This is a genomic window from Rubrivivax soli, assembly GCF_049810355.1.
GTDB lineage: Bacteria > Pseudomonadota > Gammaproteobacteria > Burkholderiales > Burkholderiaceae_C > Rubrivivax.
This window is the reverse complement of record NZ_CP187368.1, coordinates 1,165,854-1,191,834: the sequence shown is the minus strand read 5'-3', so window position 1 is coordinate 1,191,834 and position 25,981 is coordinate 1,165,854. Positions and strand designations below refer to the sequence as shown.

The window sequence follows — 25,981 nt, the reverse complement described above, 5'->3', positions numbered from 1 at the left end:
CAGGGCCGGACCAGCCGCGACAGCCGCCGCCGCCGCGTCAGCCGGGTGGGCCTGCCATCTGCACCAGGGCCTGCGCCGCGGGCGACAGGCGCTCGGGGTCGCGCATGGCCCACAGCAGGCAGCGCCGCGTGCGCAGGCCCGACAGCGGCGCCATCACCAGGCCGAGCGCGCTGGCGTAGGGTTCGGCGCCCGCGCGCGGCAGCACCGCCAGGCCCAGCCCGTGCGCCACCATGCGCCCCATCGCGTCGAAGCTGCGCACCTGGGCACGGATGCGCAGCGGCCGCTGCAGCCGCTCGGCGCTGGCGGCCAGCTGCCGCGTCAGCGAGGTCGGCCGCGCGAAGGCCACCAGGTCGTGTTCGAGCACCGTCGCCAGAGGCACGGGCGGTCCCCCAGCCGCCGGCACCAGCGCATGGCCGGGCGGCAGCAGCAGCACCAGGTCGTCGACGTTGCAGACCTGCGTGTGCAGGCCCTCGTCCGGCGTGTTCTCGCCGATCACGCCCAGCTCGGCGGCGCCGCGGGCCACGGCGCGCACGACCTCGTCGCTGATCGCGTCCTCGAGGTCCAGCACCACGGCCGGATGCGCCCGTGCGAAGCGCGCCAGCAGCGCCGGCAGGAAGCCGCCGAAGGCCGAGGTGTTGGCCCACAGCCGCAGGTGGCCGGCCGTGCCGGCGCCCAGGCCGTCCATCGCCAGCGCCAGCTGCTCCAGCCGGGCCACCATCTCCACCGCGTGCGGCAGCAGCACCTGGCCGGCGGCGGTGGGCCGCACGCCGCGCTTGCTGCGCGCCAGCAGCGGCGTGCCGACATGCGCTTCCAGCTCGGCGATGCGCTTGCTGGCCGCTGCCAGCGACAGGCCCAGCCGCTCGGCGCCGGCGGTCAGGCTGCCGACGTGCACGGCGGCCACCAGCAGGCGCAGCGTGGTGAGGTCGAAACGCTGGAGGTTGATGGACATGCGCCGCCGATCCTCAACCAACGGTTGAGGATGTGTCAATGCAATGCGAACCCAAGCGTGGCGCGGACCGCGACGATGCCCGCCGCTGCACAACCATTCCACCGGAGACTCCCGATGCGCCGTACCCGCCGTGCCCTGATCGCCGCCGCCGCCCTGCTGGCCACGCAGGCGATGGCCGACACCTACCCGAGCAAGCCCGTCACCCTGGTCGTGCCGAACCCGCCGGGCGGGGTGGTCGACACCTCGGCGCGCCTGCTCGGCGACCCGCTGGCCAAGCTGCTGGGGCAGCCGGTCGTGATCGAGAACAAGGGCGGCGCCAGCGGCAACATCGCCTACCAGCAGGTGGCCGGCGCCCCCAAGGACGGCTACACGCTGCTGATCAGCTACTCGGCCTACCACGTGGGCAACCCGTCGCTGTTCAGCAAGATGCCCTGGGCGCAGAAGGACTTCGTGCCGGTGGCGCTGCTCACCGCCGCCACCAACGTCATCGCGGCCCACCCGAGCGTGCCGTCGAACACGCTGAAGGACTTCGTCGCGTACCTGAAGGCCAACCCGGGCAAGCTGAACTACGCCTCGCAGGGCAACGGCTCGCTGGCACACGTGGGCACCGAACTCTTCCAGGCCAACACCGGCACCGAGATGCTGCACGTGCCGTACAAGGGCTCGGGCCCGGCGATCCAGGACGTGCTGGGCGGGCAGGTGCAGGTGTTCATGACGACGCCGCCCTCGGTGATGCAGCACGTGCAGGCGGGCAAGCTGAAGGCCTACGCCGTCACCGGCAAGACGCGCCACCCCGGCCTGCCCAACGTGCCGACCACGGCCGAAGCGGGCCTGGCCGGTTTCGAGGTCGAGGCCTGGGTGGGCCTGTTCGCGCCGGCCGGCACGCCGCCGGCCGTGGTGCAGCAGCTCACCGAGAAGGTGAAGGCGGCGCTGGCCACCCCCGAAGCCAAGGCGGTGGCCGACCGCACCGGCATCGAGATCCGCTACCTGCCGCCGGCCGCGCTGGGCGCGCTGGTGCAGAAGGAGACCGAGTACTGGGCCGGCGTCATCAAGGCCAAGAACATCCGCGCCGACTGACCCGGCGGCACGCCTGCAGCGAGGGCCGCACGACGATGGACGCACTGCGCGGACTCAAGGTGCTGGAACTGGGACAGCTGATCGCCGGCCCGTTCGCCGGCAAGACGCTGGCCGACTTCGGCGCCGACGTCATCAAGATCGAGCCGGTGGACGGCGGCGACCCGCTGCGCAGCTGGCGGCTGCTGCGCGAGGGCACCTCGGTGTGGTGGGAGGTGCAGAGCCGCAACAAGCGCAGCGTGGCGCTGGACCTGCGCAGCCCCGACGGGCAGGCCGCGGTGCGCGCGCTGGCGGCCGAGGCCGACGTGCTGATCGAGAACTTCAAGCCCGGCACGCTCGAAGGCTGGGGGCTGGGCTGGGACGCGCTGCACGCGCTGCACCCGGGGCTCATCATGCTGCGCATCAGCGGCTTCGGGCAGACCGGGCCCTACGCCGCCAAGCCCGGCTTCGGCGTGCTCGGGGAGGCCATGGGCGGGCTGCGCCACCTGACGGCCGAACCCGGCCGCGTGCCCGTGCGCGTGGGCGTGAGCATCGGCGACACGCTGGCAGCGCTGCACGGCGTGATCGGCGTGCTCACCGCGCTGCGCCACCGCGAGGTGAACGGCGGGGCAGGGCAGATGATCGACGTCGCGCTGTACGAGAGCGTGTTCAACGTGATGGAGAGCCTGCTGCCCGAGTACGACGCCTTCGGCGCCGTGCGCGGCGCGGCCGGCAGCGCGCTGCCCGGCATCGCGCCCAGCAACGCCTATGCCTGCGCCGACGGCGCGTACGTGCTGGTGGCGGGCAACGGCGACAGCATCTTCCGCCGGCTGATGCAGGCCATCGGCCGTGACGACCTGGGCACCGACCCCGGCCTCGTGCGCAACGACGGCCGTGTGGCGCGCGTGGCCGAGATCGACGCCGCCATCGGGGCCTGGACCCGGCAGCGGCCCATCGACGAGGTCATCGCGGCACTCGAGGCCGCGGCAGTGCCCGTGGGCCGCATCTACACCGTGGCCGACATCGCCGCCGACCCGCAGTACCAGGCGCGCGGCATGCTGGTGCAGACGCAGGACGCGGCCGGGCGTCCGCTGCGGGTGCCGGGCATCGTGCCCAAGCTCGCGGCCACGCCGGGGCGGTTGCGCACGCCGGCGCCGCGGCTCGGCGAGCACACGGCCAGCGTGCTGCAGGCCGTGGCCGGCGGGCACGGCTGGCCGGCTGCGGCGAACGACGAGAACCCGGACGGGGGCACCCCATGACGCGCACACGCATCGCCCTGCACGAGGTCGCGCCGCGCGACGGCCTGCAGATGGAGGCCGTCTTCGTGCCCACCGACGACAAGGTGGCGTGGCTCGACCAGCTCTCGGGCCTGGGCTACGCGAAGATCGAGGTCACGTCCTTCGTCTCGCCCGCGGCCATTCCGGCGCTGCGCGACGCGGAAGAGGTGATGCGCCGCATCCACCGCGCGCCCGGCGTGGCCTACACCGCGCTGGTGCCCAATGCACGCGGCGCCGAACGCGCCATCGACGGCCGCGCCGACGAGTTCAACCTCGTGATGTCGGCCAGCGCCACGCACAACCTCGCCAACCTGCGCATGACGCAGGCGCAGAGCTTCCGCACGCTGGCCGACGTGACGCGCATGGCGCAGCAGGCTGGCGTGGCGGTGAACGTGTCGCTGTCGTGCGCCTTCGGCTGCCCGATGCAGGGCGACGTGCCGCCGGCCGAGGTGATGGGCTGGATCGACCGCTTCGTGGATCTCGGCGTGCAGGGCGTGACGCTGTGCGACACCACCGGCATGGCCGACCCCGGTCAGGTGCTGGCGCTGTGCGGCGCGGCGCTGGCGCGGCAGCCGGGCACGGCCTTCACCGCCCACTTCCACGACACGCGCGGCCTGGCCGGCGCCAACGTGTTCGCGGCGCTGCAGGCGGGCATCACGCGCTTCGATGCGTCGCTGGGCGGCATCGGCGGCTGCCCCTACGCGCCCGGCGCCAGCGGCAATGCCGCCACCGAAGACGTGGTGCACCTGCTGCAATGCCTGGGTCTCGACTGCGGCCTGCGCGTGGAGACGCTGGCGCCCGCCGCCGACACCTTGCAGGCCCTGCTGGGCCACGCCCTGCCCAGCGCCGTGCGCCGCGCCGGCCCGCGCTGGCAGCGCCATGCGCCGCCGGCCGACTTCGACAGCATCCGCGACCGTGCACTGGCACGCGAGGCCGGGCAGGCAGGCCAGGCCTGACGCCGCTACGGCTTGTCTTTCTCGTCGTCGATGCGCGTTGCGCTGCCGGGCGACGGATTGTCCGGGCTGACCTGGTCGCCGGTGTCGAAGCGGAAGATCAGCTGGTGCCGGTCGCCGGCGTGGATGGTCGACTTGCGCTGCTGCGTTTCCCCGCGGAACGTGGCCTCGATCTCGTAGCTGCCCAGCGGCAGGTCGATGAACAGCCAGGGGCCGTCGAGCAGGCGGTTGAAGGCCGTCTCGCCCTGGCTGTCGCGGATGACGATGCGCGCGTCGGCCAGGTGGGCGCCCGACTTCGCAGCCGTCACGATCCAGAGGCTGAAGTCCTTGCGCCGCGCGCGCAGTTCGCTCAACTCGCCCAGCGAGATGCCACCGGTGACGTAGGGCACGCCCTGCGGCGTCAGCGACGACACCAGCGCCCAGGCCGGCAGGGTGGCCGCAGCGGCCAGGCCGGCCATCAACGAACCCAGGAGCAGGCGGCGTGCAGGCACGACAGGCGGGACGTGGTGCTTGGGCATGGTCGTACGCGGTGCGATGCGGGCTGCGGGCCCGGTGTGCCACAGCCTACATCAAGGCACCGGCTGGATTCACGCGCGGATGCGGGCCGTTTCAGATTTCTTCGGCATCGATCTGCAACTGCAACCGCCGGGCACCCTGGCAATGCGATTCGGCCTGGATGCGGGCACGGCGTCCCACGCCAATGGACAACTGGAACCGAAAGTCGAGTCCATCGAATGGCGCGGGCTGCTGCGTGGCCACACGGCGCTGCCACTGCAATTGGCCGTCGCAATAGACACGGAATTCATGCCAGGGCGACTCGCAGTTGTCGAGGGCCTGTACCGTCATCGCGCAGGCAATTTCGAATCGACGTTGTCGAGTGGCGTCGGCGGGAATGTCGAGCACGGCGATGGCGGCATCGCCGGCGCGTGTCGACCACTGTTCTGCAGGGGGAAATGTCATGGACATGCCCCTGCATTGCATGGACCGGGACAAGAAATTCGATGTATTCGATTGAATGCCTGCGTCTTTGACGCGCGGCGGCAACGGAAACAAACAGTTGTCGGAATGGCGCGCCTGCTCGGGTCTCTGCGGGGACTTATCATGCGAGGTGTTGGGTTTTCTGACAATCAACAAGGAAGATACATACCATGGCCAAGTCCTACGCCGATATCCAGAAAGAAATCGCTGCACTGCAAAAGACAGCGGAAGCCATGAAACAGAAGGAAGTGGCGGGCGTGATCGAGCGCATCAAGGTCGCCATCGAAACCTACGGCCTGACCGCCGCCGATCTGGGTCTGGCGGGCAAGGCGGCCGCGCCGGCCAAGCGCGCCAAGCGGGTGAAGAAGGCCGCGTCGGGCCGTGGCAAGGCCACCGGTGTCGTGCGCTTTCGCGACGAAGCCGGCAACACCTGGTCGGGCCGGGGCCGTCGGCCGGCGTGGTACCTGGCCGCGATCGCCGCGGGCAAGACACCGCAAGACCTGAAGGCTTGAGTCGGCGCCTGCCGCGAGACTGCTGCGCATGAAGTCGCGCTCGGGCACCGGCGGGCTGGTCTACTCCACCGAGGGCGGGCGCATGTGCCCGGCCTGCAGGCAGCCGCTGGCTGCGTGCGCCTGTGCCGCTCCGGTGCAGCCGGCCGGCGACGGCGTCGTGCGGGTCTCGCGCGAGACCGCCGGGCGCAAGGGCAAGGGGGTCACGCTGGTGCGTGGGCTCGCGCTGGACGATGCCGCCCTGGCCGAACTCGGCCGGCAACTGAAGGCGGCGTGCGGTTCGGGCGGCACGGTGAAGGACGGTGTCGTGGAGATCCAGGGCGACCACCGCGATCGCATCGTCGAGGTGCTGCAGCGCGCCGGGCACAAGGTCAAGCGCGCAGGCGGCTGATCGGCGGGCCGCCGCGTGCGGGCCCGCACCGCCGGCGGGGCCCGGCGCTGCCCGGCGCGTGGGTACACTGCGCCGCCTGGCAGCCGCGGCACGAGCGCCGCTGCCTCCCTTGCCGTCCTTCCTGATCACCCCCTCCAGGCCTTGAGGTTCCCGATGAAGATTCGCACCGTTCTCGCCAGTGCTGCGCTGCTGCTGTCCACCCATGCATTTGCCGCACCGCCGGCCAAGGCCGTGCTGCTGGACTTCTCGAGCGAAGCGCTGATCGATGCCGCCAGCGCCAAGGCGATGCTGGCCGAAGGCATCCCCGACCGCGTGTGGAAGGTCTATCCGTCCAGCAAGTGGGGCTTCGTGAGCCAGGTCGAGGGCGGCGTGACCGCTGCGGGCGTCTGCGTCGTGACCGCACGCGTGATGATGATCGCGCTGACGCCCACGGTGAAGGCGCCGCTGTTCCGTCCCAACAAGACGGCCACCACGTTCGACGCCGCCAACGGCGCGAGCGCGGAACAGTGCAAGGCGCTCGCCCGTGCCAAGCTCGGCGAAGCGCTGCAAGGCGTGGTGTCGAGTCTGGTGAAGTCCTGACGCCAGGCCGGGCGCCGGCCCGGCCCGCGCCGCGCAGGCCTCAGGCCGTGGGGCTGGTGACGCCCAGGCAGTTGTTGCAGCGGCCCAGCCCGCGCAGGCGCGGGTCGGGCTTGCCGTCGCCGGTCTTGAAGTTGGCGTGGCACTTGATGCACACGTACATCTTCGAGCTCGACATCATCGGCTTCACGCCGGGCTCGGCATTCGGCCGGGCGGCGGTGTATTCGGCTTGCGTCTGACGCAGCTTCGGAGCGCTGGTGGTGGTCGGTGCGGGCGGTGTGGCAGGACGGCGGGTGGCCATGGCGCGGTATGGGGGCTGGCGGCCCTCTGGTGAACGCTAACCCTCTATTGTCCGCCTAAATCCGGCGCTTCGCTGCGCGCGGGCCACACGATGTTCGGGAGGCGCGATGCGCGATGACATACTCGCAGCAGATCAGCAGTCTTGTCCATGGCCCACCTGCCGCCCAACCACCCCGATCGACTGGCGCTTGCCGATGAAGTCCATGCCCGGCCCCCGGAGCCGCTGGAACTGCCGTCCCGGGCCACCTACGTGGCGGTGCTGGTGGCACCCGACGACCGCGAGCGCGAGCGGGACCACGTGGCCCGGCTGTGCGCGCGCTTCGATGTCGCCCCCCCGGCCGCCGGCGTCACGCAGTTCTCGGCCCAGCTCGGCCCGGTGCGGCTGAAGTGGGAACGCCACGGCGAGTTCTCGGGCTACACCTTCTTCGCGCGTGGCGCGAGCCCGACACCGTTCAGCGAACCGGCCTCGTCGCTGCTGCCACCGGGCTGGCTGGCAGCCATTCCGGGGCACACGATGGTGGGGGCGCATGCCAAGCTCGTGGCCAGCGGCGAGGGACCGCCCGACCTCGTGCGCATGGCCGAGCACTTCGAGGGCAACATCGTCGTCGGTGCCGGCATCGGCGAAGGTGCTGGTTACGCCTTCACCGACTTCCGCCTGCACGCCGACGGCTGTTCGCGCTTCGTGCTGCTGTCGGGCAGCCCGTCGAACGCACGCGGCTTCACGCCGCGCCAGGCCGGCCGCATGATGCAGCGGCTGTTCGAGATCGAGGCCTACCGCACGCTGGCGCTGCTGGCATTGCCGATCGCGCGCCGGCAGTCGCCGCGCATCGTGGCGGTCGAGCGCGCGCTGGCGGAGCTGACCGACGGCATCGCGCGCGAGGACGGCAACGAGGAAGCGCTGCTGCACGAGCTGACGCGCCTGGCCGCCGAGATCGAGAGCGGCCTGTCGGCCAGCCAGTTCCGCTTCGGCGCCACGCGGGCCTACGCCGACCTGGTGCGCACGCGCATCGCCGAGCTGCGCGAGCAGCGCATCCCGGGCATCCAGACCATCGAGGAGTTCATGGCGCGGCGCTTCACGCCCGCCGTGGCCACCTGCACCACCGTGTCGCAGCGCCTGCACGACCTGTCCGAGCGTGTCGCCCAGGCCAGCGGCCTGCTGGCCACGCGCGTGGGCATCGCCCGCGAGAAGCAGAACCAGGCGCTGCTGGCGTCGATGGACCGCCGCGCCAAGCTGCAGCTGCGTCTGCAGCAGACGGTGGAGGGGCTGTCGATCGCCGCCATCGTGTATTACGTCGCCGGCCTGGTGGGCTACCTGGCCAAGGGCGCGAAGGCCGCCGGCCTGCCGCTCGATGCCGAACTCGCGGTGGGCGTGTCGCTGCCGGTGATCGCGCTCGTGGCCTGGGCCGTGATCCGCCGCGCCAAGCGCCATCTGAAATCCGCAGAGCCGCACTAGAAGAGCAACCAGAGCGACCATGAAGCAGCCCTTTCCCTTTTCCGCCATCGTCGGCCAAGACGAGATGAAGCTGGCCATCCTGATCGCCGCCGTCGACCCCGGTGTCGGCGGCGTGCTGGTCTTCGGCGACCGCGGCACCGGCAAGAGCACCGCGGTGCGCGCCCTGGCGGCGCTGCTGCCGAAGATGCGCGCCGTGGTTGGCTGCCCCTACAACCGCGACCCGGCGCTGGAGCCCGCCGGCGCGCCCAAGCCCAAGACGCACCTGGTGCCGGTGCCGGTGGTCGACCTGCCGCTGGGCGCCACCGAAGACCGCGTCGTCGGCGCGCTCGACCTGGAGCGTGCCCTGTCGCAGGGCGAGAAGGCCTTCGAGCCCGGCCTGCTGGCGCGTGCCAATCGGGGCTTCCTGTACATCGACGAGGTCAACCTGCTCGAGGACCACCTGGTCGATCTGCTGATCGACGTCGCGGCCTCGGGCGAGAACGTGGTCGAGCGCGAAGGCCTGTCGGTGCGCCACCCCGCGCGCTTCGTGCTGGTGGGCAGCGGCAATCCCGAAGAAGGCGAACTGCGGCCGCAGCTGCTCGACCGCTTCGGGCTCAGCGTCGAGGTGAAGACGCCGCTGGACGTGCCCACGCGCATCGAGATCGTGCGCCGCCGCGATGCCTTCGAGCGCGACCCCGAGGCCTTCACCGCGAAGTGGCATGCCGAGGACGAACGCATCCGAAAACGCATCGTGGCCGCGCGCGGCCGCATCGCCGAGGTGGCGGTGCCCGACGCCGCGCTCGAACGCGCTGCCCACCTGTGCCTGAAGCTCGGCACCGACGGCCTGCGCGGCGAGCTCACGCTGATGCGCGCCGCGCGCGCGCTGGCGGCGCTCGACGGCGACCACGCCGTCGGCGACGCCCATCTGCGCCGCGTTGCCGCGCCGGCACTGCGCCACCGCCTGCGCCGCAACGTGCTGGACGACGCCGGCACCACGGTGCGCGTCGAACGCGCCATCGACGAGGTCTTCGCCGCTTGACGGCCGCCCGATGACCACCTGGGACGACGCCCTGCTGGCGGCCGCGCTGTGCGCGGTGGACCCCGCAGGCACCGGCGTCGTGCTGCACGCGCCGGCCGGGCCCGTGCGCGACGTCTGGCTGGCACGGCTGCAGCGCCTGCTGCCGGCGCCGCCGCGCCGGCTGCCGCTGGCGATCCGCGACGAACGCCTGCTCGGTGGCCTCGACCTCGCGGCGACGTTGCAGGCCGGACGCCCGGTGGCGCAGCGCGGCCTGCTCGCCGAGAGTGACGGCGGCGTCGTGCTGGTGGCGATGGCCGAACGCCTGCCGCCGGCCACGGCCGCGCGCATTGCCGGCGTGCTCGACCGCGGCGAGGTGCTGGTCGAACGCGACGGCATCGCGCTGCGCCACGCCACGCGCTTCGGCGTGGTGGCACTCGACGAGAGCCTGCCCGACGACGATCCGGTGCCTCCGGCGCTGGTGGACCGCCTGGCGCTGCACCTGGACCTGCGCACGCTGGCACCGCGCGAGGCGCTGGACCTGGCCGACGACGACGACATCGCCGCCGCCCGCGCGCTGTGGCCGCAGGTGACGGCGGGCGACGACGTCGTGCAGGCCCTGTGCAGTGCCGCGGTGCTGCTGGGCATCGCGTCGCTGCGCGCGCCGCTGCTGGCGCTGCAGGTGGCGCGGGCGCATGCGGCGCTGTGCGGCCGCGAGGCGGTCGACGCCGACGACGCACGCATCGCGGCGCGGCTCGTGCTGGCGCCGCGCGCGACCACCTTGCCGCCGCCCGACGAAGCGGCCGAGCCGCCGCCCGAGGACACCACCGAACCGCCGCCGCCGTCCGACGCCGAGCAGGAGCCCGCCGACGACGACGAAGCACCTGCCGAGCCGCAGGGCCCCATCGACGACATGGTGCTGGACGCCGCGCTCGCCGCGCTGCCGCCGGCGCTGCTGGCGCAGCTGCAGGCCGAACACGCGGCACGCCAGCGTGCCAGGGGGGCGGGCAAGTCGGGCGCGATGCAGAAGTCGGCACGTCGCGGCCGGCCGGCCGGCGTGCGCCGCGGCGAGCCGCGCGGCGGCGAGCGCCTGAACCTCATCGAGACGCTGCGCGCCGCGGCACCGTGGCAGCGCCTGCGTGGCGCGGTGCGGCCGCGCGTGGCGGTGCGGGCCGACGACTTCCACGTCACGCGCTACCGCCAGCGCCGCGAGACGACCACGATCTTCGTCGTCGACGCCTCGGGCTCGTCGGCGCTGAACCGTCTGGCCGAAGCCAAGGGTGCGGTGGAACTGCTGCTGGCCGACTGCTACGTGCGCCGCGACAGCGTCGCCGTGCTCGCCTTCCGTGGCCGCGCGGCCGAGCTGCTGCTGCCGCCGACCCGGTCGCTGGTGCGTGCCAAGCGCGCGCTGGCGGGCCTGCCCGGTGGTGGCGGCACACCGCTGGCCGCGGCCATCGACGCTGCCGCGGCGCTGGCCGACAGCGTGCGCCGCCGCGGCGACACGCCGCTGGTGGTGTTGCTGACCGACGGCCGTGCCAACGTCGCGCTGGATGGCAGCGGCGGGCGGCCGCGGGCCGAGGCCGATGCCGAAGCAGCGGCCGGGCGCCTGCGCGCCGGCGGCACCGCGGTGCTGGTGATCGACACCTCGCCGAAGCCGCAGCCGCAGGCCGCGCGGCTGGCGCAGGCGCTGCAGGGCACCTACCTGCCGCTGCCCTACGCCGGCGCGCAGGCCTTGTCGCAGGTGGTGCGTGCGCGGTCCGCCGCCTGAGGGTCTGCGCAGCGTCGAGGCCGACGGCCTGCGCTGGTGCGTGCGGGTGTCGGCGTCGACGGCCGGGCCGGAGGCGCCGACGTTGCTGCTGCTGCACGGCACGGGTGCCTCGATGCACAGCTTCGACGCACTGGCGCCGCTGCTGCAGGCGCAGTTCCGCCTCGTGGCGCCCGACCTGCCGGGCCACGGCGACACGGCCCGGCCGCGCCAGGAGCAGCTGACGATGGACGGCATGGGCCGCGCGCTCGCAGCGCTGCTGCAGGTGCTGGGCGTGCAGCCCGATCTCGTGCTCGGGCACTCGGCCGGCGCGGCGGTGGCGGTGCGCATGGCGCTCGACGGCCTGCTGGCGCCGCGCGCCATCCTTGCGGTCAACGGTGCCTTCCTGCCGTTCGGCGGACCGGCCGCGCCGTTGCTGACGCCGCTCGCGCGGCTGCTGTACACGCAGCGCTGGGTGCCCGGTTTCTTCTCGCGCCGCGCCGCGGACCCGGCCGTGGTGCGGCGCCTGCTCGCCGGCACCGGCTCGACGCTGGACGACGCGGGCGTGCTGGCCTACCAGCGGCTGCTGCAGCGCCCGGAGCACGCCGAAGCCGCGCTGGGCATGATGGCGCACTGGGACCTGCCGCGACTGGCCCGGGACCTGCCGCGGCTGCAGACACCGCTGCACCTGCTGGTGGGGGCCGCCGACCGCGCGGTGCCGCCAAGCCAGGCACGCGCGGTGGTGCGCCGCTGCCCCGTGGCGCACATGACGGTGCTGCCCGGCCTGGGTCACCTGGCCCACGAAGAGGCGCCGCAGGCCGTGGCGCACCTCGTGCTGGCCCTGGCGCGGGGCCTGCGCCTGGTCCCCTGAGTTCCTCGGCTGGCTGCTGCACGGGCCCTCGGGTATAAGCCTGCGCAGCGCGGCGCGACGTCCGCGTCTGCTGGAGCCTCGATGCAAGACACCCTGAAAGACCTGCTCGCCGCCGGCGCCGATGCCGCGCCGGCGATTTCCGCCCCGGCGCGCAGCCCGCTGTCGTTCGGCGGCCTGCGGCGCCTGATCGCCGACACGCTGGCGCAGCTGAACGCGCTGGGCATCGGCCGCAACGACCGCGTCGCCATCGTGCTGGCCAACGGCCCCGAGATGGCCACCTGCTTCATGGCCTGCGCCAGCGGCGTCACCAGCGCGCCGCTGAACCCGGCCTACCGGGCCGACGAGTTCGAGTTCTACCTGTCGGACCTGAACGCCAAGGCGCTGATCGTCGAGCAGGCCAGCACCTCGCCCGCGATCGAGGTGGCGCAGAAGCTGGGCGTGCGGCTGATCGACCTCGTGGTGCCCGGCGGCGCGCCCGCAGGCCAGTTCACGCTGCAGCCCCGTGATGCGGCCAGTGGAGCGGCAGGCGGCGCGGCGGCCGCCAGCGGCGGCTACGCGCAGCCCGACGACATCTCGATGGTGCTGCACACCTCGGGCACCACCTCGCGGCCGAAGATCGTGCCGCTGTCGCAGCGCAACCTGGCGGCGTCGGCGACGCACATCCGCAACACGCTGCAGTTCACGGCCGGCGACTGCGGCCTGAACATCATGCCGCTGTTCCACATCCACGGCCTCATCGCCGGCGTGCTGGCGCCGCTGGCCGCAGGCTCGCAGGTGTTCTGCACGCCGGGCTTCAACGCGCTGAAGTTCTTCGCCTGGATGGACGAGGCCCGGCCCACCTGGTACACGGCGGTGCCCACGATGCACCAGGCCATCATCTCGCGCGCGTCGAAGAACCTCGACGTCATCGCGCGGCATCCGCTGCGCTTCATGCGCAGTTCGTCGTCGTCGATGCCGCCGCAGGTCATCAAGGAACTCGAGGAGATCTTCCAGGCGCCGCTGGTCGAGGCCTACGGCATGACCGAGGCCACCCACCAGATGGCCAGCAACCCGCTGCCGCCGGCGGTGCGCAAGCCCGGCACGGTGGGCGTGGCGGCCGGGCCGCAGATCGCCATCATGGCCGAGGACGGCACGCTCCTGCCGCGCGGCGGCACGGGCGAGATCGTCATCCGCGGCCCGAACGTCACGGCCGGCTACGAGAACAACCCGAAGGCCAACTTCGAGGGCTTCCACGACGGCTGGTTCCGCACCGGCGACCAGGGCGTGATGGACGCCGACGGCTACATCAGCATCACCGGGCGGCTGAAGGAGATCATCAACCGCGGCGGCGAGAAGGTGAGCCCGCGCGAGGTCGACGAGATCCTGATGGACCACCCCGCGGTGGCGCAGGTGGTGTGCTTCGGCATGCCACACCCGAAGCTGGGCGAGGAAGTGGCTGCCTGCGTGGTGCTGCGCGAAGGCCAGAGCGTGACCGAGCGCGAACTGCAGACCTTCGTCGGCGGCCGGGCTGCCGAGTACAAGGTGCCGAAGAAGATCCTCTTCATGGACGAGATCCCCAAGGGGGCCACCGGCAAGCTGCAGCGCATCGGTCTGGCGGCCAAGCTCGGTCTGACTTGACGCTTGGTTAAGGAAAAGCTTAATCTCAACCTGTCTAACTTCTCAATTTACCTGTACTTGATCCCTGCCTAGAGTCCGTCGCTCGACGCGACAACAAGGAGACCGGAATGAAGGTGTTTGGTGCTTGCCTGGCAACCCTCTCGCTGGCGTTGCCAGCCCTTCCGGTCTGGGCCTGGGAGCCCACCAAGCCCGTCGAGTTCATCGTGCCCGCCGGCACCGGCGGCGGTGCCGACCAGATGGCGCGCTTCATCCAGGGCGTGGTGGCCAAGAACAAGTTGATGGCCCAGCCCATCATCGTGGTCAACAAGTCGGGCGGCGCCGGCGCCGAGGGCTTCCTCGACGTCAAGGGCGACAAGGGCAATCCGCACAAGATCGTCATCACGCTCTCGAACCTGTTCACCACGCCGCTGGCCACGGGCGTGCCGTTCAACTGGCGCGACCTGACCCCGGTGCAGATGCTGGCGCTCGACCAGTTCGTGCTGTGGGTCAACGCCGAGTCGCCGCACAAGACGCCCAAGGCCTTTCTCGACGCGCTGAAGGCGGGCCCCGACCGCAGCATCAAGCTCGGCGGCACCGGCTCGAAGCAGGAGGACCAGATCATCTCGGTGATGATGGAGAAGGTCGCCGGCAAGAAGATGACCTACATCCCGTTCAAGGGTGGCGGCGACGTGGCGGTGCAGCTCGTGGGCAAGCACATCGACGCCACCGTGAACAACCCGATCGAGGCCGAGTCGCACTGGCGCGCCGGCAAGCTGCGCCCGCTGTGCGTGATGGACAAGGCGCCGATGCCCTACCAGGCCAAGCTGACCGCGACGCAGGCCTGGGCCGACATCCCCACCTGCGCTTCCGCCGGCGTGCCGGTGGACTACGTGATGCTGCGGGGCGTCTTCATGCCGCCTGGCGTGCAGCCCGACCACGTCAAGTTCTACCTGGACCTGTTCAAGAAGGTACGCGCACTGCCCGAGTGGCAGGACTTCATGGCCAAGGGCGCGTTCAACACCAGCGCACTCAGCGGCCAGGAATTCTTCGACTGGCTGGGCAAGAACGAACAGATGCATCGCGTGCTGATGCGCGAAGCCGGCTTCATCGCGCAATGAGCGGCGATCACAAGGCCGTGGGGGCGCGTGGCCCCGAGCTGGCCGTGGCCGCCTTCCTGATGCTGCTGGGCGCCATCGTCATCGCCGACAGCCTGCGCGTGGGCACGGGCTGGGCCGACGACGGGCCGCGTTCGGGGTACTTCCCCTTCTACATCGGCTGCCTGCTGGTGGGCGCCAGCGCGTGGACCATCGGCCGCCAGCTGCTCGACTGGCAGCGCGACCGCACCGAGTTCGCCGAGCGGGCGCAGCTCGGCCAGGTGGTGGCGGTGCTGGTGCCCATGGTGGTGTTCGTGGCGGCGATCTTCGCGCTCGGCATCTACCTGTCGGCCGTGCTGCTGATCGCCTACTTCATGCGGCACTTCGGCAAGTACCGCTGGCGCCTGACCGTGCCCGTGGCGCTGGGCGTGCCGCTGGTGTTCTTCGCGATCTTCGAACGCTGGTTCCTGGTACCGCTGCCCAAGGGTCCGATCGAGCAACTGCTGGGGCTGTAGATGGACGAGCTCAACAACCTCGTCCACGGTTTCGGCGTGGCCGCCACGCTGCCCAACCTCGGCTTCATGCTGGTGGGCATCATCCTGGGCGTGCTGATCGGCGTGCTGCCGGGCCTGGGTGGCGCCAACGGCGTGGCGATCCTGCTGCCGCTGACCTTCAGCATGAACCCCACCTCGGCGATCATCATGCTGAGCTGCATCTACTGGGGTGCGCTGTTCGGCGGCGCGATCACGTCGATCCTGTTCAACATTCCGGGCGAGCCCTGGAGCGTGGCCACCACCTTCGATGGCCACCCGATGGCGCAGCAGGGCAGGGCGGCGCAGGCGCTGACGGCGGCATTCACGTCGTCCTTCGTCGGCGCGCTGTTCGCGGTGGTGCTGATCACGTTCCTGGCGCCGCTGCTGGCGAAGTTCGCGCTGAAGTTCGGGCCGGCCGAGTACTTCGCCGTGCAGCTGCTCACCTTCTGCAGCTTCGTGGGCATGAGCAAGGAGCCGCCGGCCAAGACCATCGCCGCGATGATGCTGGGCTTCGCGCTGGCGGCCGTGGGCCTGGACGCCGTCACCGGCACGCTGCGCATGACCTTCGGCCAGCCCGAGCTGCTGAAGGGCTTCGACTTCCTCATCGCGGTGATCGGCCTGTTCGGCATCGGCGAGATCCTGCTCACGATGGAGGAAGGCCTCGCCTTCAAGGGCAAGAGCGCCAAGATCAGCTTCGGCGTGGTGCTCAAGACCTGGGGCGAGATGCTGCAGCACTGGAAGACCTTCCTGCGCTCCACCGCCATCGGCTGCTGGATGGGCATCACGCCCGGTGGCGCCACGCCGGCCTCGTTCATGAGCTACGGCATGGCGCGCCGCTTCTCGAAGGAGCCGCAGAGCTTCGGCAAGGGCAACATCCAGGGCGTGATCGCGCCCGAGACCGCGGCGCACGCTGCCGGCACCTCCGCGCTGCTGCCGATGCTGACGCTGGGCATCCCGGGGTCGCCGACCGCGGCCGTGCTGCTGGGCGGCCTGCTGATCTGGGGCCTGCAGCCCGGGCCGATGCTGTTCGTCGAGCAGAAGGACTTCGTCTGGGGCCTGATCGCCAGCATGTACCTGGGCAACATCGTCGGCCTCATCGTCGTGCTGACCACGGTGCCCTGGTGGGCGGCGATCCTGCGCATCCCGTTCTCGGTGATCGCGCCGATCATCATCTTCATCTGCGGCATCGGCGCCTACACCGTCAACAGCTCGATGTTCGACGTGGTGATGATGATGGTCTTCGGCGTCATGGGCTACCTGTTCAAGAAGCTCAGGTACCCGCTGGCGCCGCTGGTGCTGGCGCTGGTGCTGGGCGACATGGCCGAGGCCAGCTTCCGGCAGTCGATGCTGCTGTCGCAGGGCTCGCTGAGCATTTTCTGGTCGAACCCGCTGGTCGGTAGCATCACGGTCCTGGCGCTCGTGCTGCTGCTGTGGCCGCTGCTCGGCGCCGCCAGGAACTTCCTGCGTGTCCGCGAGGCACGCCCAGCCGGAGATTGACTTGAAGATTGCAGTGGTCGGCGCGGGGGCCATCGGTGGCTACCTCGGCGCCAAGCTCGCGCGTGCGGGCGAGAACGTCACCTTCATCGCGCGCAACCGCAACCTGGAGGCCATCAACGCCAACGGCTTCCGGCTGCTGCTCGAGGACGGCAGCGAGGAACATGCACCCGTGGGGCCCACGCTGCGCGCCGTGCAGCGCATGACCGACGCCGGCCCGCAGGACGTGGTGCTGCTCACCGTGAAGGCGCACCAGGTGGCCGACCTGCTGCCCGACCTGCGTGCGCTGTTCGGCCCGCAGACGGCCGTGGTGACGATGATCAACGGCATCCCGTGGTGGTACTTCCACAAGCTGGCCGGCCCGCACGAAGGCCGCGGCCTGGCCAGCGTGGACCCGGGTGGCGTGCTGGCGCAGGCCATCGAGCCCGAGCGCGTGATCGGCAGCGTGGTCTACCCGGCGGCCGAGCTGGTGGCGCCGGGCGTGGTGCGGGTGATCGAAGGCAACCGATTCACGCTCGGCGAACCCGACGGCACGCGCAGCGAGCGCATCGACGCGCTCTCGCAGGCGCTCATGAGGGCCGGCTTCAAGGCGCCGGTGAGCAAGGACATCCGCAGCGAGATCTGGATCAAGCTCTGGGGCAACCTGAGCTTCAACCCGATCAGCGCGCTCACGCACGCCACGCTCGAGGACATCTGCCGTTTCCCCGGCACGCGCGCGCTGGCCGCGGCGATGATGGCCGAGGCGCAGGCCGTGGCCGAGGCGCTGGGCGTGCGCTTCAAGATCACGCTGGAGCAGCGCATCGCCGGGGCCGAGGCGGTGGGCGCGCACAAGACCTCGATGCTGCAGGACGTGGAGGCCGGCCGCGCACTGGAGCTCGAAGCGCTGGTGGGCTCGGTGGTCGAGCTCGGCGGCATCGCCGGCGTGCCGACGCCGACCATCGCCGCGATCTACGGCGCCACCTCGCTGCTGCAGCGCACGCTCGCGGCACAGCGCGGCCGCCTGCGCGTCGAGCCCGCCTGAGGGCGCTCAGCCGACCGCGCCCGGGGCGGGCGGCGCCTCGGGCCGGCGCAGTGCCTCCTGCACGAAGGCGTCGACCAGCGTGTCGGCGATCTGGTTGAACACGCCGCCGGCGGCCTGCGTCACGAGCGCGCTGGTGAACGCGTAGTCGAGTTCGAACTCCACCTTGCAGGCGCTGGCGTTCAGCACCTTCAGTTGCCACAGGCCTTCGAAATGGCGGAACGGGCCGTGCTCCAGGTGGATCTGCATGTGCTCGGGCCGGCGCTTCGGGTTGCGGGTGCGCATCTCGAAGTGCAGCCCGTGCCAGCGCACCTGCAGGTCGGCCGAGACCACGCTGTCGTCGCGCAGCACGATGCGGGCGCCGCTGCACCAAGGCAGGAAGCGCGGGTAGTCCTCGGCCGCCTCGATCAGGTCGAAGAGCGACTCGACCGGCCGTGCCACCAGGGCGGAGCGATGCACGTGCATGGCCCGGCTGCGGTCAGACGCGCGCGATGCGGCCTTCGTCGAGCAGCGGCCGCACCAGCGCCGCATCGGCGTCCATGCGAGCGCGCAGCGCCTGCGGCGACGACGGCGTGATCTCGAATCCCGCCAGCTCGGCCTGGCTGCGCACGCGCGTGGACGCGAGCGCGGTGGCCAGGTCGGCCTGCAGCCGCTCCAGCAGCGGTGCCGGGGTGCCGGCCACGGTGACCAGACCGGCCCAGGGGTGCATCTCCACGGCGGGGCCGCCGGCCTGCGCGAGCGTGGGGATCTCCGGGTGCACCGCCAGCCGCTGCGCCGCCGCCACGGCCAGCGGGCGCAGGCGGCCACCTGCGTACAGGCCGGCCACGGTGTTCATGCTGAAGGTGGTGAAGTCGACGTCGCCGGCGACCACCGACGTCATCAGCGCGCCGGCGTCCTTGAACGGCACGTGCAGCATGTGCAGGCCGGCGGCGCGGGCGAAGGTCTCCACCGCGATGTGGCTGGCGTGGCCGTTGCCCAGCGTCGCGTAGCTGACCTGGCCGGGCGCGCGGCGCGCCCCGGCCATCAGCGCGGCCAGCGTCGTGAAGCGGTTGCGCGCGCCGACCCACAGCAGGAAGGTCGCGCGGAACAGCAGGGTCAGCGGCTCCAGGTCGCGCACCGGGTCGTAGGGCAGGCTCGTGTGCAGCAGCGGGTTGACGGCCAGCGTGGCTGTGTCGGCCAGGTACAGCGTGTGGCCGTCGGGTGCGGTGCGGCGCACGTCGCCGAAGGCCACGATGCCGGCGGCGCCGGGCTTGTTGTCCACCAGCACCGGCTGGTTCCATGCCGTGGTGAGCTGCTCGGCCACGGCGCGTGCCACGACGTCCGGCCCCACGCCCACCGAGTAGGGCACGACGATGCGCACCGGGCGCTGGGGGAAGGGCGCTGCCGCAACGCTGCGCGCGGCCGAGGCGGCCGGCAGCACGGCAGCGCAGGCGGCCAGCCAGCGGCGGCGGGACAAGGCGTGCATGGCGCTCTCCTCGGGCGATCGGTCAGGCGATCGGTCAGGCGATCAGCCGCGACGCCACCGCCCCTGCCGACAGCAGCGCCGCAAACCACAGCTCCAGCCGGAAGGTACGGAACAGCACGTCGTTGAAGGCCGTGCCGGGCGGGCAGCGCAGGAAGTCCCGGTGCAGGCGCCAGGCACTCGGCAGCAGCAGCAGCGGCAGCAGCATCGGCACCCCCTGCGCCACGTGGCCGATCGCCGGCACCAGGCCGAAGGCCACCAGCAGCAGGCCGGCGTACAGCCGCTGCGAGCCGCGCGTGCCGAAGGTCACGGCAAAGGTGTGGCGGCCCACCAGGCGGTCGTGCGCGATGTCGCGGTGGTTGTTGACGGCCAGTGCCGCCGCCGCCAGGCAGCCGATCGACACGGCCGCCAGCGCCGACGTGGCGCCGACGCTGCCGGTGAGCACCCAGTCGGTGCCGGTCACCGCCACCAGCCCGAAGAAGCTGAAGACCGTGAATTCGCCGAAGGGCGTGTAGGCGATGGGCCGCGGGCCGCCCATGTAGGCCAGCGCCGCCAGCAGCGAGGCCGTGCCGATGGCCAGCACCGGCCAGCCGCGGTGCGCCACCAGCGCCAGGCCGACGGCCGTGGCAGCCAGGGCCGCCAGCACGATGCCGGCACGCACGTGGCGCACGCTGAGCCAGCCATTGGCCGTGGCCCGCGGCAGCCCGGTGCGCGTGCCGCTGCTGTCGCCGCCGCGCACCGTGTAGCCGACGTCGTTCTGCATGTTCGTGATGACCTGCATCAGCAGCGCCGCAGCCAGCACCAGCAGCGCGGCGAACCCGTCGATGCGGCCGGTGCGCTCGAAGCCGAGCGTCGCGCCCACCAGCACCGGGCTCAGCGCCACGTGCAGCGTGCGCGGCCGCACCGCCACCGACCAGGCCTGCAGCGAGCCGCTGCGGACTGCCGTGGCTGCCGGGACGGTGCCTCGTTTGGCGCTCATGGTGTGGGGCTCCCTGCTGCGGGCCTGTCTTCGACAAGCCGTCATTGCACGAGAACATTGTGGGTGTCAGCCACGGCGACGACTTGACCGAGATCAGGGGCGCACGCCGCTGTGGATGCACGCGATGCCGAAGCTGAGGTTCTCGAAACGCACGTGGCGAAAGCCGGCCTGTTCGACCAGATGCGCGAACTGCCGCTGGTCCGGAAAGCGCTCGATCGATTCCACCAGGTAGCGGTAGGCGCCGGGCGCACGCGCGATCCACGCGCCCAGGCGCGGAATCACCCAGCGCGAGAACAGGCGGTAGGCCGGGCGCAGCCAGGGCGCGGGGGTCGAGAACTCCAGACACAGCAGGCGACCGCCGGGCTTGAGCACGCGGTGCATCTCGGCCAGCGCCCGCGGCAGCGCGGTGGCGTTGCGGATGCCGAAGGCGATCGTCAGCGTGTCCACCGAGGCATCGGGCAGCGGCAGCGCCTCGGCGGCGCCTTCCAGCCACTGCACGTGCTGCAGCCCGCGCTGCCGGCCCACGTCCATCATCGGCCGGCTGGGGTCGACCACGAGGACCTGACGCCCGGGTGCCGCCAGCAACGCCGCCACGTCGCCAGTGCCGCCGGCCACGTCGACCAGCGTCTGCCCGGGGCGCGGCGCCGCCAGCACCGCAAGACGGCGCTTCCAGCGTCGGTGGATGCCGAGGCTCATCAGGTCGTTCATCAGGTCGTAGCGCCGGGCCACGGCGTCGAAGACGGCGCGGATGCGGCGCTCGCGTTCGGCGGGGTCGACGGGGTCGTGGCCGAATGTCTGCGACAAATCGGTGGGCGGCAGGGGGTGCATCTGATCTTTCGTCAAGCCGCCCCGATGCTGCGCACTGCACTTGCCATCCGGTTTGACGCACGGCAATCCGACAGCACGAGGCCGCGCCTAACGTGCGCCATCGGAGCCGGACGACGAACCGGCCCTTCAGAGGAGTGCCCCATGAGGATGCCGCTCACGCCGGTGGTCGACGACCACGGTGCCCTGCCCGTCGAGGAACTGGCACGGCTGAACGCCGGGTTCACGGCCTCCGACGCCGCACTGCAGGCCTGGGCACTCCCCGAGGCGCCGCTGCTGCAGGCGATGCCCGTGCACACGCCGGGCTCGGCCGCAGCGCACTACCAGCGCGCCCTGCAAGGCCTGGCGCAGCAGCCCGAGCGGCCGCTGGCGCTGTCGGTGCGGCTGCCGTTCTGCGCCGCGCGCTGCCTGTGCTGCGAACGCGTGGTGCACGTGGCGCAGCCGACCGCGGTTCTGGACGCCTATGTGAGCGCACTGGTCGACGAGATCGATGCCGTGGCGCAAGCCGTCGGCGGCGGCCGCGACATGCTGCAGGTGCATCTGGGCGGCGGCACCGCCAACGAGCTGAACGAATCGCAGCTGGCGCGGCTGGTGACGGGCCTGCAGCGCCACTGGCGGCTGCCTGCCGACGCCGAGGCCACGGCCGACTGCGACCCGCGCCGGGTCGGCGAATTCCAGCTGCGGCTGCTGCGCGGGCTGGGCTTCCGGCGCCTGAACTTCGGCGTGCTCGACCTCGACGCCGACGTGCAGCGCGCCATCGGGCGCCAGCAGTCGGTGGCGCTGGTCGACGACGTCTGCGACCTGGCGCGCCAGTGCGGCATCGACTACGTGAACCTGGAGCTGATGCTGGGCCTGCCGCACCAGACCGCCGCCAGCTGGCAGCTGACACTGCAGCGCGTGCTGGCGATGGGCCCCGACCGGCTGCGTGTCTCGCGCTACCGCCACCGGCCGCTGCTGGCGCCGGCGCAGCGCGCGCTGGACCGCCATGCGATGCCGACGCCGCAGGAGTGCGACGCGCTGTCCGAGCTGACGGTGCAGGTGCTGTGCGGCGCCGGCTACCGCTGGATCGGCGCCGAGCAGTTCGTGCTGGAAAACGACGAGCTCGCGCAGGCCTTCGACGCGGCGCGGCTGCGGCGCAGCCTCATCGCCTACACCGCCACCGAGTCGACCGCGCTGCTGGGCTTCGGCGTCGGCGCGGTGGGGGACATCGACGGCGCGCTGTTCTGGAACGAGCCGGCGCTGTCGGACTGGTGCCTGGCGCTGCATGGCGGCCGCCTGCCGGTGGCCCGCGCCCGGTTGTCGGACCAGCACGAGCAGCGCCGCCGCGCCGCCGTCGAGCAGCTGCTGTGCCGCCACGAGCTGCCGGCGGCGCAGGCGCAGGGCGGTCTCGAGTCGGCGTACCAGGGCCTGGCCCGCCGCGCCGCCGACGGCCTGGTGCAGGTGCAGGCCGACCGCATCGTGCTCACCCCGCGCGGCCGCCATGCGCTGCACCTGCTGTGCGGCGAATTCGGCACGGCGCCCGATGCTGCCGCCGTGCAACCTGGAGTGTTGCCGTGGAACTGTTGAGAAGCAGGCGGCCCGCGCGTGCGGCGGGTCCGGTCCCGGCGCTGCCTGCCCTGTGCGCGGGGCTGGCCCTGCTGGTGGTGCTGGTCGTGGCACCGGCCGCGTTGCAGGCCCAGGCGGCCGAGGCCGCCGGCGCCCCCGCCGCGCCGGCACCGGCCGCGCCCGGGCACAAGCCGCTGCGCGAGTACCGCGACCCCGCGCCGCCCGTGCCCACCGACCCGCAGGCCTACCGCGGCGACCCGGGCACGCCGGCGCTGGCCGTGGTGCCGCGCAAGCAGCACCTGGCGCTGTACCCCTGCAGCCAGTGCCACAAGGTGCTGCCGCTGAACACCACGCCGCGCAAGCTCGTGGCGGCGCCGCACGCGGCCGCGCTGCCGCACGGCCAGGGCCGCATGTGGTGCCTGGACTGCCACGTGGGCACCGACCGCGACTGGCTGCACACCCTGCGCGACCCCAAGGTCGACTTCGACGATGCACACCTGGTGTGCGCCAGCTGCCACAGCGCGCGCCACCGCGACTGGAGCTTCGGTGCACACGGCAAGCGCGTGGCGGGCTGGCAGCCGGGCGAACGCGAGGTCTACAGCTGCACGCACTGCCACGACCCGCACAACCCGACGATCGCACCGCGCAAGCCGAGCAAGCCGCCGCCGCTGCGCGCGGGCCTCGATCCGATGCCCACCGTGCCCCACGCCGTGCCCAGGCCCTGGCAGCGCGCGCAGGGCGGCCACCCCGCTTCCCAAGGTCCCAGCCATGTCCAAGCCCAGCAACCCTGATCCCGCAGCCGGCGCACCCCTGCCCGGTGCCGCCGAGCGCGCCGCGCAGGCGCGGCGACGTTTCCTCACCGGCATCGCGCAGGTCGGCGCCGCCGGCGCCGTGGCTGCCACGGCCAGCGGCACGGCACGTGCCGCCTGGGGCGGCAGCACGCTGCAGGACGCGCTGGGCAGCTTCTTCCAGGATCACTACCAGCGCATGGACCGCGACGAGATCCAGGCCGCGCTGCAGCGCATCGAGCGCAAGGTGCAGCGCCAGCACGGCGTGCCCATCACCTGCGAAGACACGCCGCCGTTGCCCGACACCGTGTTCGGCTACGCGCTGAACATCAGCAAGTGCAAGGGCTACCGCGACTGCGTGGAAGCCTGCGTGCAGGAGAACAACCAGGGCCGGGACTCGCAGGTGCAGTACATCCGCGTGCTGCAGATGGACAAGGGCACCATGAACCTGGAGACCAGCGAGCACTACTACGACCCCGCCACGGTGCCGGTCGAGGGCAAGTTCTACATGCCGGTGCAGTGCATGCAGTGCGACAACCCGCCCTGCGTGAAGGCCTGCCCGACGCAGGCCACGTGGAAGGAGCCCGACGGCATCGTCGTCATCGACTACGACTGGTGCATCGGCTGCCGCTACTGCATGACGGCCTGTCCGTACTGGGCGCGCCACTTCAACTGGACCGAGCCGAAGATCCCCGCGGCCGAGCTGAACCCGCGCACCAACTACCTGGGCAACCGGCCGCGGCCCAAGGGCGTGGTCGAGAAGTGCCACTTCTGCACCCAGCGCACGCGCAAGGGCCGCCAGCCGGCGTGCCAGGAGGCCTGCCCGACGGGCGCGCGCGTGTTCGGCAACCTGCTCGACCCGGCCAGCGAGATCCGCTACATCCTGGAGAACAAGACCGTGTTCAGGCTCAAGGAGGACCTGGGTACCGAACCCAAGTTCTGGTACTACACCGACGACGTGGCGGCGCCGCGATGAACACGGCACTTGCCTTCGTCGTCGACGGCGCGCGCGAGATGCTGCGCGGCGGACCCGCCTACTGGCGCTGGCTCGGGCTGCTGGGCGCGCTGATCGCCGTGGGGCTGGCGTGCTACGCCGGCCAGGTCGACCAAGGCCTGGTCGTCACCGGCATGAGCGACCAGGTCTCCTGGGGCTTCTACATCTCGAACTTCGCGTTCCTGGTGGGCATCGCGGCGGCGGCGGTGCTGCTGGTGATCCCGGCCTACCTGTTCCACCGCGCCGACGTGAAGGCCGTGGTGCTGCTGGGCGAGGGCCTGGCGGTCGCCGCCGTGGTCGCCGCCATGCTCTTCGTGCTCGCCGACCTGGGCCAGCCGCTGCGCGCGTGGCACCTGCTGCCCGTCATCGGCCGCTTCAACTGGCCGGTGTCGCTGCTGGCCTGGGACGTGCTCGTGCTCAACGGCTACCTGGCGCTGAACCTGGCGATCCCGGCCTACGTGCACTACTGCCACTACCGCAACCGCGAGCCGGTGCTGAAGGCCTACTTCCCGGTGGTGGTGGTGGCGATGTTCTGGGCCGTCTCGATCCACACGGTCACGGCTTTCCTGTTCTCGGCCAACTCGGCGCGGCCGTTCTGGAACACCGCGCTGCTGGGTCCGCGCTTCATCGCCTCGGCGTTCGTCTCGGGGCCGGCGCTCATCATCCTGCTGCTGCAGCTGATCCGCCGCGTCACCGACTATCCAGTGCAGCAGAGCGTCATCGACACGCTGGCGCTGGTGATGGCAGTGTCGCTGCAGATCAGCCTGTTCTTCGTGCTGGCCGAGCTGTTCACCGACTTCTACAACGAGAGCGCGCACGCCGGCTCGATCCGCTACCTGTTCTTCGGCCTCGCGGGTCTGTCGAAGCTGCAGCCCTGGATCTGGACGGCGCTGGCGCTGAACCTGGTGGCCGTGGTGCTGCTGTCGGTGCACCGCTGGCGGCGTGCCACCACCACGCTGAACATCGCCTGCGGCCTGGCCTTCGTCGGCATCTGGATCGAGAAGGGCATGGGCCTGGTGGTGCCGGGCTTCATCCCCACGCCGCTGGGCGAGGTGTTCGAGTACAGCCCGACCTGGCGCGAACTGGGCGTCTCGGTGGGCATCTGGGCCATCGGCGCCCTGGTGTTCACGCTGCTGGCCAAGGCCAGCATCGCGATCGAACGGGGCCGGGTGCGCGAACGCATCGCGCCCGGCGCGGCGCTCACGGCGTCTTCAGCACCCCGCTGACCAGGGCCTTCAGGTCGGCGTCGCTCAGGCGTTCCGGCCCGGTGGGCGCCATCGGCAGGGCGCCCCACGTGCCCTTGCTGCCGTTGCGCACGCTGGCCGCCAGCACGGCGGCAGCATCGGTGCGCCCCTTGTACCTGGCGGCGATCTCCTTGTAGCTGGGGCCGAGCGCCTTCTTGGCCACGGCGTGGCAGGCGCTGCAGCCGGCCTTGTCGGCCAGCGCCTGGGAAGCGCGGGCGGGGCTGGCCGCCAGCAGCGCTGCGGCGGCCGCGGCCGCCATCGGCAAGAGGGCGTGGTGCATCGGGTTTCCTGGTCGGCAGGTGGGTGGGTGTCAGCTTGACAGGGCAGGATCGTATGTCAGAATGAATTGACACTTTCATGT

Annotated in this window: 28 protein-coding genes; 19 read left to right on the top strand and 9 right to left on the bottom strand. The window is 71.8% G+C overall.

Going from position 1 to position 25,981, the window contains the following annotated elements:
• Positions 1-37 precede the first annotated feature (37 nt).
• Entirely contained in the window at positions 38-949 is a 912-nt protein-coding gene (locus ACPOLB_RS05295) for a LysR family transcriptional regulator (RefSeq protein ID WP_425260279.1), read from the bottom strand.
• A 114-nt stretch (positions 950-1,063) separates the two neighbouring features.
• On the opposite strand from ACPOLB_RS05295, the gene ACPOLB_RS05290 reads away from it, so the two are divergent.
• Genes ACPOLB_RS05290 through ACPOLB_RS05280 form a run of 3 tightly spaced genes read left to right on the top strand, consistent with a single transcriptional unit; the run spans position 1,064 to position 4,235 of the window.
• Positions 1,064-2,026 (top strand): Bug family tripartite tricarboxylate transporter substrate binding protein, encoded by a 963-nt coding sequence (locus ACPOLB_RS05290; RefSeq protein ID WP_425260278.1) that lies wholly within the window; start codon positions 1,064-1,066, stop codon positions 2,024-2,026.
• 35 nt (positions 2,027-2,061) lie between these two features.
• Entirely contained in the window at positions 2,062-3,261 is a 1,200-nt protein-coding gene (locus ACPOLB_RS05285) for a CaiB/BaiF CoA transferase family protein (protein ID WP_425260277.1), read from the top strand.
• Positions 3,258-4,235, top strand: coding sequence for a hydroxymethylglutaryl-CoA lyase (locus tag ACPOLB_RS05280; RefSeq protein ID WP_425260276.1), 978 nt, complete (start codon positions 3,258-3,260; stop codon positions 4,233-4,235). Before ACPOLB_RS05285 ends, ACPOLB_RS05280 begins: the two co-directional genes overlap by 4 nt.
• 5 nt (positions 4,236-4,240) lie before the next feature.
• On the opposite strand, the gene ACPOLB_RS05275 is transcribed toward ACPOLB_RS05280, so the two are convergent.
• The gene (locus ACPOLB_RS05275; RefSeq protein ID WP_425260275.1) at positions 4,241-4,723 is read right to left on the bottom strand and encodes a hypothetical protein; all 483 of its coding nucleotides are present in this window, start codon (positions 4,721-4,723) and stop codon (positions 4,241-4,243) included.
• Positions 4,724-4,841: 118 nt separating this feature from the next.
• On the bottom strand, positions 4,842-5,192 hold the full coding sequence (locus tag ACPOLB_RS05270; protein WP_425260274.1) for a hypothetical protein: 351 nt from the start codon (positions 5,190-5,192) through the stop codon (positions 4,842-4,844).
• 188 nt (positions 5,193-5,380) lie between these two features.
• Here ACPOLB_RS05270 and ACPOLB_RS05265 point away from each other — a divergent pair, with 188 nt between their 5' ends.
• The 3 genes from ACPOLB_RS05265 to ACPOLB_RS05255 all read left to right on the top strand — a co-directional run bounded on the left by ACPOLB_RS05265 (position 5,381) and on the right by ACPOLB_RS05255 (position 6,689).
• Complete coding sequence (locus tag ACPOLB_RS05265; RefSeq protein WP_425260272.1) at positions 5,381-5,722, top strand: H-NS family nucleoid-associated regulatory protein; 342 nt, start codon at positions 5,381-5,383, stop codon at positions 5,720-5,722.
• A gap of 28 nt (positions 5,723-5,750) precedes the next feature.
• Complete coding sequence (locus ACPOLB_RS05260) at positions 5,751-6,110, top strand: translation initiation factor Sui1 (RefSeq protein WP_425260271.1); 360 nt, start codon at positions 5,751-5,753, stop codon at positions 6,108-6,110.
• Between the two features lie 153 nt (positions 6,111-6,263).
• Positions 6,264-6,689 (top strand): hypothetical protein, encoded by a 426-nt coding sequence (locus ACPOLB_RS05255; protein WP_425260270.1) that lies wholly within the window; start codon positions 6,264-6,266, stop codon positions 6,687-6,689.
• Between the two features lie 40 nt (positions 6,690-6,729).
• On the opposite strand, the gene ACPOLB_RS05250 is transcribed toward ACPOLB_RS05255, so the two are convergent.
• A complete protein-coding gene (locus ACPOLB_RS05250) occupies positions 6,730-6,987 on the bottom strand; it encodes a hypothetical protein (protein ID WP_425260269.1) in 258 nt (85 codons plus the stop codon).
• Between the two features lie 147 nt (positions 6,988-7,134).
• Between ACPOLB_RS05250 and ACPOLB_RS05245 the strand changes: the two genes are divergently transcribed.
• The 9 genes from ACPOLB_RS05245 (at position 7,135) to ACPOLB_RS05205 (ending at position 17,786) form a co-directional block, all read left to right on the top strand.
• Positions 7,135-8,439: a DUF3422 family protein gene (locus ACPOLB_RS05245; protein ID WP_425260268.1), complete on the top strand. Its 1,305-nt coding sequence runs from the start codon at positions 7,135-7,137 to the stop codon at positions 8,437-8,439.
• Positions 8,440-8,458: 19 nt separating this feature from the next.
• Positions 8,459-9,457: a magnesium chelatase ATPase subunit I gene (bchI, locus tag ACPOLB_RS05240; RefSeq protein WP_425260267.1), complete on the top strand. Its 999-nt coding sequence runs from the start codon at positions 8,459-8,461 to the stop codon at positions 9,455-9,457.
• Between the two features lie 10 nt (positions 9,458-9,467).
• Entirely contained in the window at positions 9,468-11,201 is a 1,734-nt protein-coding gene (locus ACPOLB_RS05235) for a magnesium chelatase subunit D (RefSeq protein ID WP_425260265.1), read from the top strand.
• Positions 11,182-12,048 carry an alpha/beta fold hydrolase BchO gene (bchO, locus tag ACPOLB_RS05230; RefSeq protein WP_425260264.1) on the top strand — a complete coding sequence of 289 codons (867 nt, stop codon included), beginning with the start codon at positions 11,182-11,184 and terminating at the stop codon, positions 12,046-12,048. The genes ACPOLB_RS05235 and bchO overlap by 20 nt, the downstream gene beginning before the upstream one ends.
• Before the next feature lie 81 nt (positions 12,049-12,129).
• Positions 12,130-13,665, top strand: a complete 1,536-nt coding sequence (locus ACPOLB_RS05225; protein ID WP_425260263.1) for an acyl--CoA ligase — start codon at positions 12,130-12,132, stop codon at positions 13,663-13,665.
• 107 nt (positions 13,666-13,772) lie between these two features.
• The gene (locus ACPOLB_RS05220) at positions 13,773-14,762 is read left to right on the top strand and encodes a Bug family tripartite tricarboxylate transporter substrate binding protein (RefSeq protein WP_425260262.1); all 990 of its coding nucleotides are present in this window, start codon (positions 13,773-13,775) and stop codon (positions 14,760-14,762) included.
• Complete coding sequence (locus ACPOLB_RS05215) at positions 14,759-15,253, top strand: tripartite tricarboxylate transporter TctB family protein (RefSeq protein ID WP_425260260.1); 495 nt, start codon at positions 14,759-14,761, stop codon at positions 15,251-15,253. The genes ACPOLB_RS05220 and ACPOLB_RS05215 overlap by 4 nt, the downstream gene beginning before the upstream one ends.
• On the top strand, positions 15,254-16,768 hold the full coding sequence (locus ACPOLB_RS05210) for a tripartite tricarboxylate transporter permease (RefSeq protein WP_425260259.1): 1,515 nt from the start codon (positions 15,254-15,256) through the stop codon (positions 16,766-16,768).
• A 1-nt stretch (position 16,769) separates the two neighbouring features.
• Positions 16,770-17,786, top strand: a complete 1,017-nt coding sequence (locus tag ACPOLB_RS05205; RefSeq protein ID WP_425260258.1) for a 2-dehydropantoate 2-reductase — start codon at positions 16,770-16,772, stop codon at positions 17,784-17,786.
• 6 nt (positions 17,787-17,792) lie between these two features.
• Here ACPOLB_RS05205 and ACPOLB_RS05200 read toward each other — a convergent pair whose 3' ends face one another.
• From ACPOLB_RS05200 to ACPOLB_RS05185, 4 genes are all read right to left on the bottom strand, one after another.
• Positions 17,793-18,248, bottom strand: coding sequence for a type II toxin-antitoxin system RatA family toxin (locus ACPOLB_RS05200; RefSeq protein ID WP_425260257.1), 456 nt, complete (start codon positions 18,246-18,248; stop codon positions 17,793-17,795).
• A 13-nt stretch (positions 18,249-18,261) separates the two neighbouring features.
• Positions 18,262-19,248 (bottom strand): Bug family tripartite tricarboxylate transporter substrate binding protein, encoded by a 987-nt coding sequence (locus ACPOLB_RS05195; RefSeq protein ID WP_425260256.1) that lies wholly within the window; start codon positions 19,246-19,248, stop codon positions 18,262-18,264.
• 34 nt (positions 19,249-19,282) lie between these two features.
• The gene (gene menA / locus ACPOLB_RS05190; protein WP_425260255.1) at positions 19,283-20,224 is read right to left on the bottom strand and encodes a 1,4-dihydroxy-2-naphthoate octaprenyltransferase; all 942 of its coding nucleotides are present in this window, start codon (positions 20,222-20,224) and stop codon (positions 19,283-19,285) included.
• Between the two features lie 93 nt (positions 20,225-20,317).
• Entirely contained in the window at positions 20,318-21,052 is a 735-nt protein-coding gene (locus tag ACPOLB_RS05185; protein WP_425260254.1) for a class I SAM-dependent methyltransferase, read from the bottom strand.
• Between the two features lie 141 nt (positions 21,053-21,193).
• Between ACPOLB_RS05185 and ACPOLB_RS05180 the strand changes: the two genes are divergently transcribed.
• Genes ACPOLB_RS05180 through dsrP form a run of 4 tightly spaced genes read left to right on the top strand, consistent with a single transcriptional unit; the run spans position 21,194 to position 25,602 of the window.
• Positions 21,194-22,615 (top strand): coproporphyrinogen-III oxidase family protein, encoded by a 1,422-nt coding sequence (locus ACPOLB_RS05180; protein WP_425260253.1) that lies wholly within the window; start codon positions 21,194-21,196, stop codon positions 22,613-22,615.
• On the top strand, positions 22,603-23,385 hold the full coding sequence (locus ACPOLB_RS05175) for a cytochrome C (protein WP_425260252.1): 783 nt from the start codon (positions 22,603-22,605) through the stop codon (positions 23,383-23,385). The genes ACPOLB_RS05180 and ACPOLB_RS05175 overlap by 13 nt, the downstream gene beginning before the upstream one ends.
• The gene (locus tag ACPOLB_RS05170) at positions 23,363-24,358 is read left to right on the top strand and encodes a 4Fe-4S dicluster domain-containing protein (protein WP_425260251.1); all 996 of its coding nucleotides are present in this window, start codon (positions 23,363-23,365) and stop codon (positions 24,356-24,358) included. Before ACPOLB_RS05175 ends, ACPOLB_RS05170 begins: the two co-directional genes overlap by 23 nt.
• Positions 24,355-25,602 (top strand): sulfate reduction electron transfer complex DsrMKJOP subunit DsrP, encoded by a 1,248-nt coding sequence (gene dsrP, locus ACPOLB_RS05165; RefSeq protein ID WP_425260249.1) that lies wholly within the window; start codon positions 24,355-24,357, stop codon positions 25,600-25,602. Before ACPOLB_RS05170 ends, dsrP begins: the two co-directional genes overlap by 4 nt.
• On the opposite strand, the gene ACPOLB_RS05160 is transcribed toward dsrP, so the two are convergent.
• Complete coding sequence (locus ACPOLB_RS05160) at positions 25,577-25,900, bottom strand: c-type cytochrome (protein ID WP_425260248.1); 324 nt, start codon at positions 25,898-25,900, stop codon at positions 25,577-25,579. The two genes, dsrP and ACPOLB_RS05160, sit on opposite strands and share 26 nt — an antisense overlap.
• Positions 25,901-25,981 lie beyond the last annotated feature (81 nt).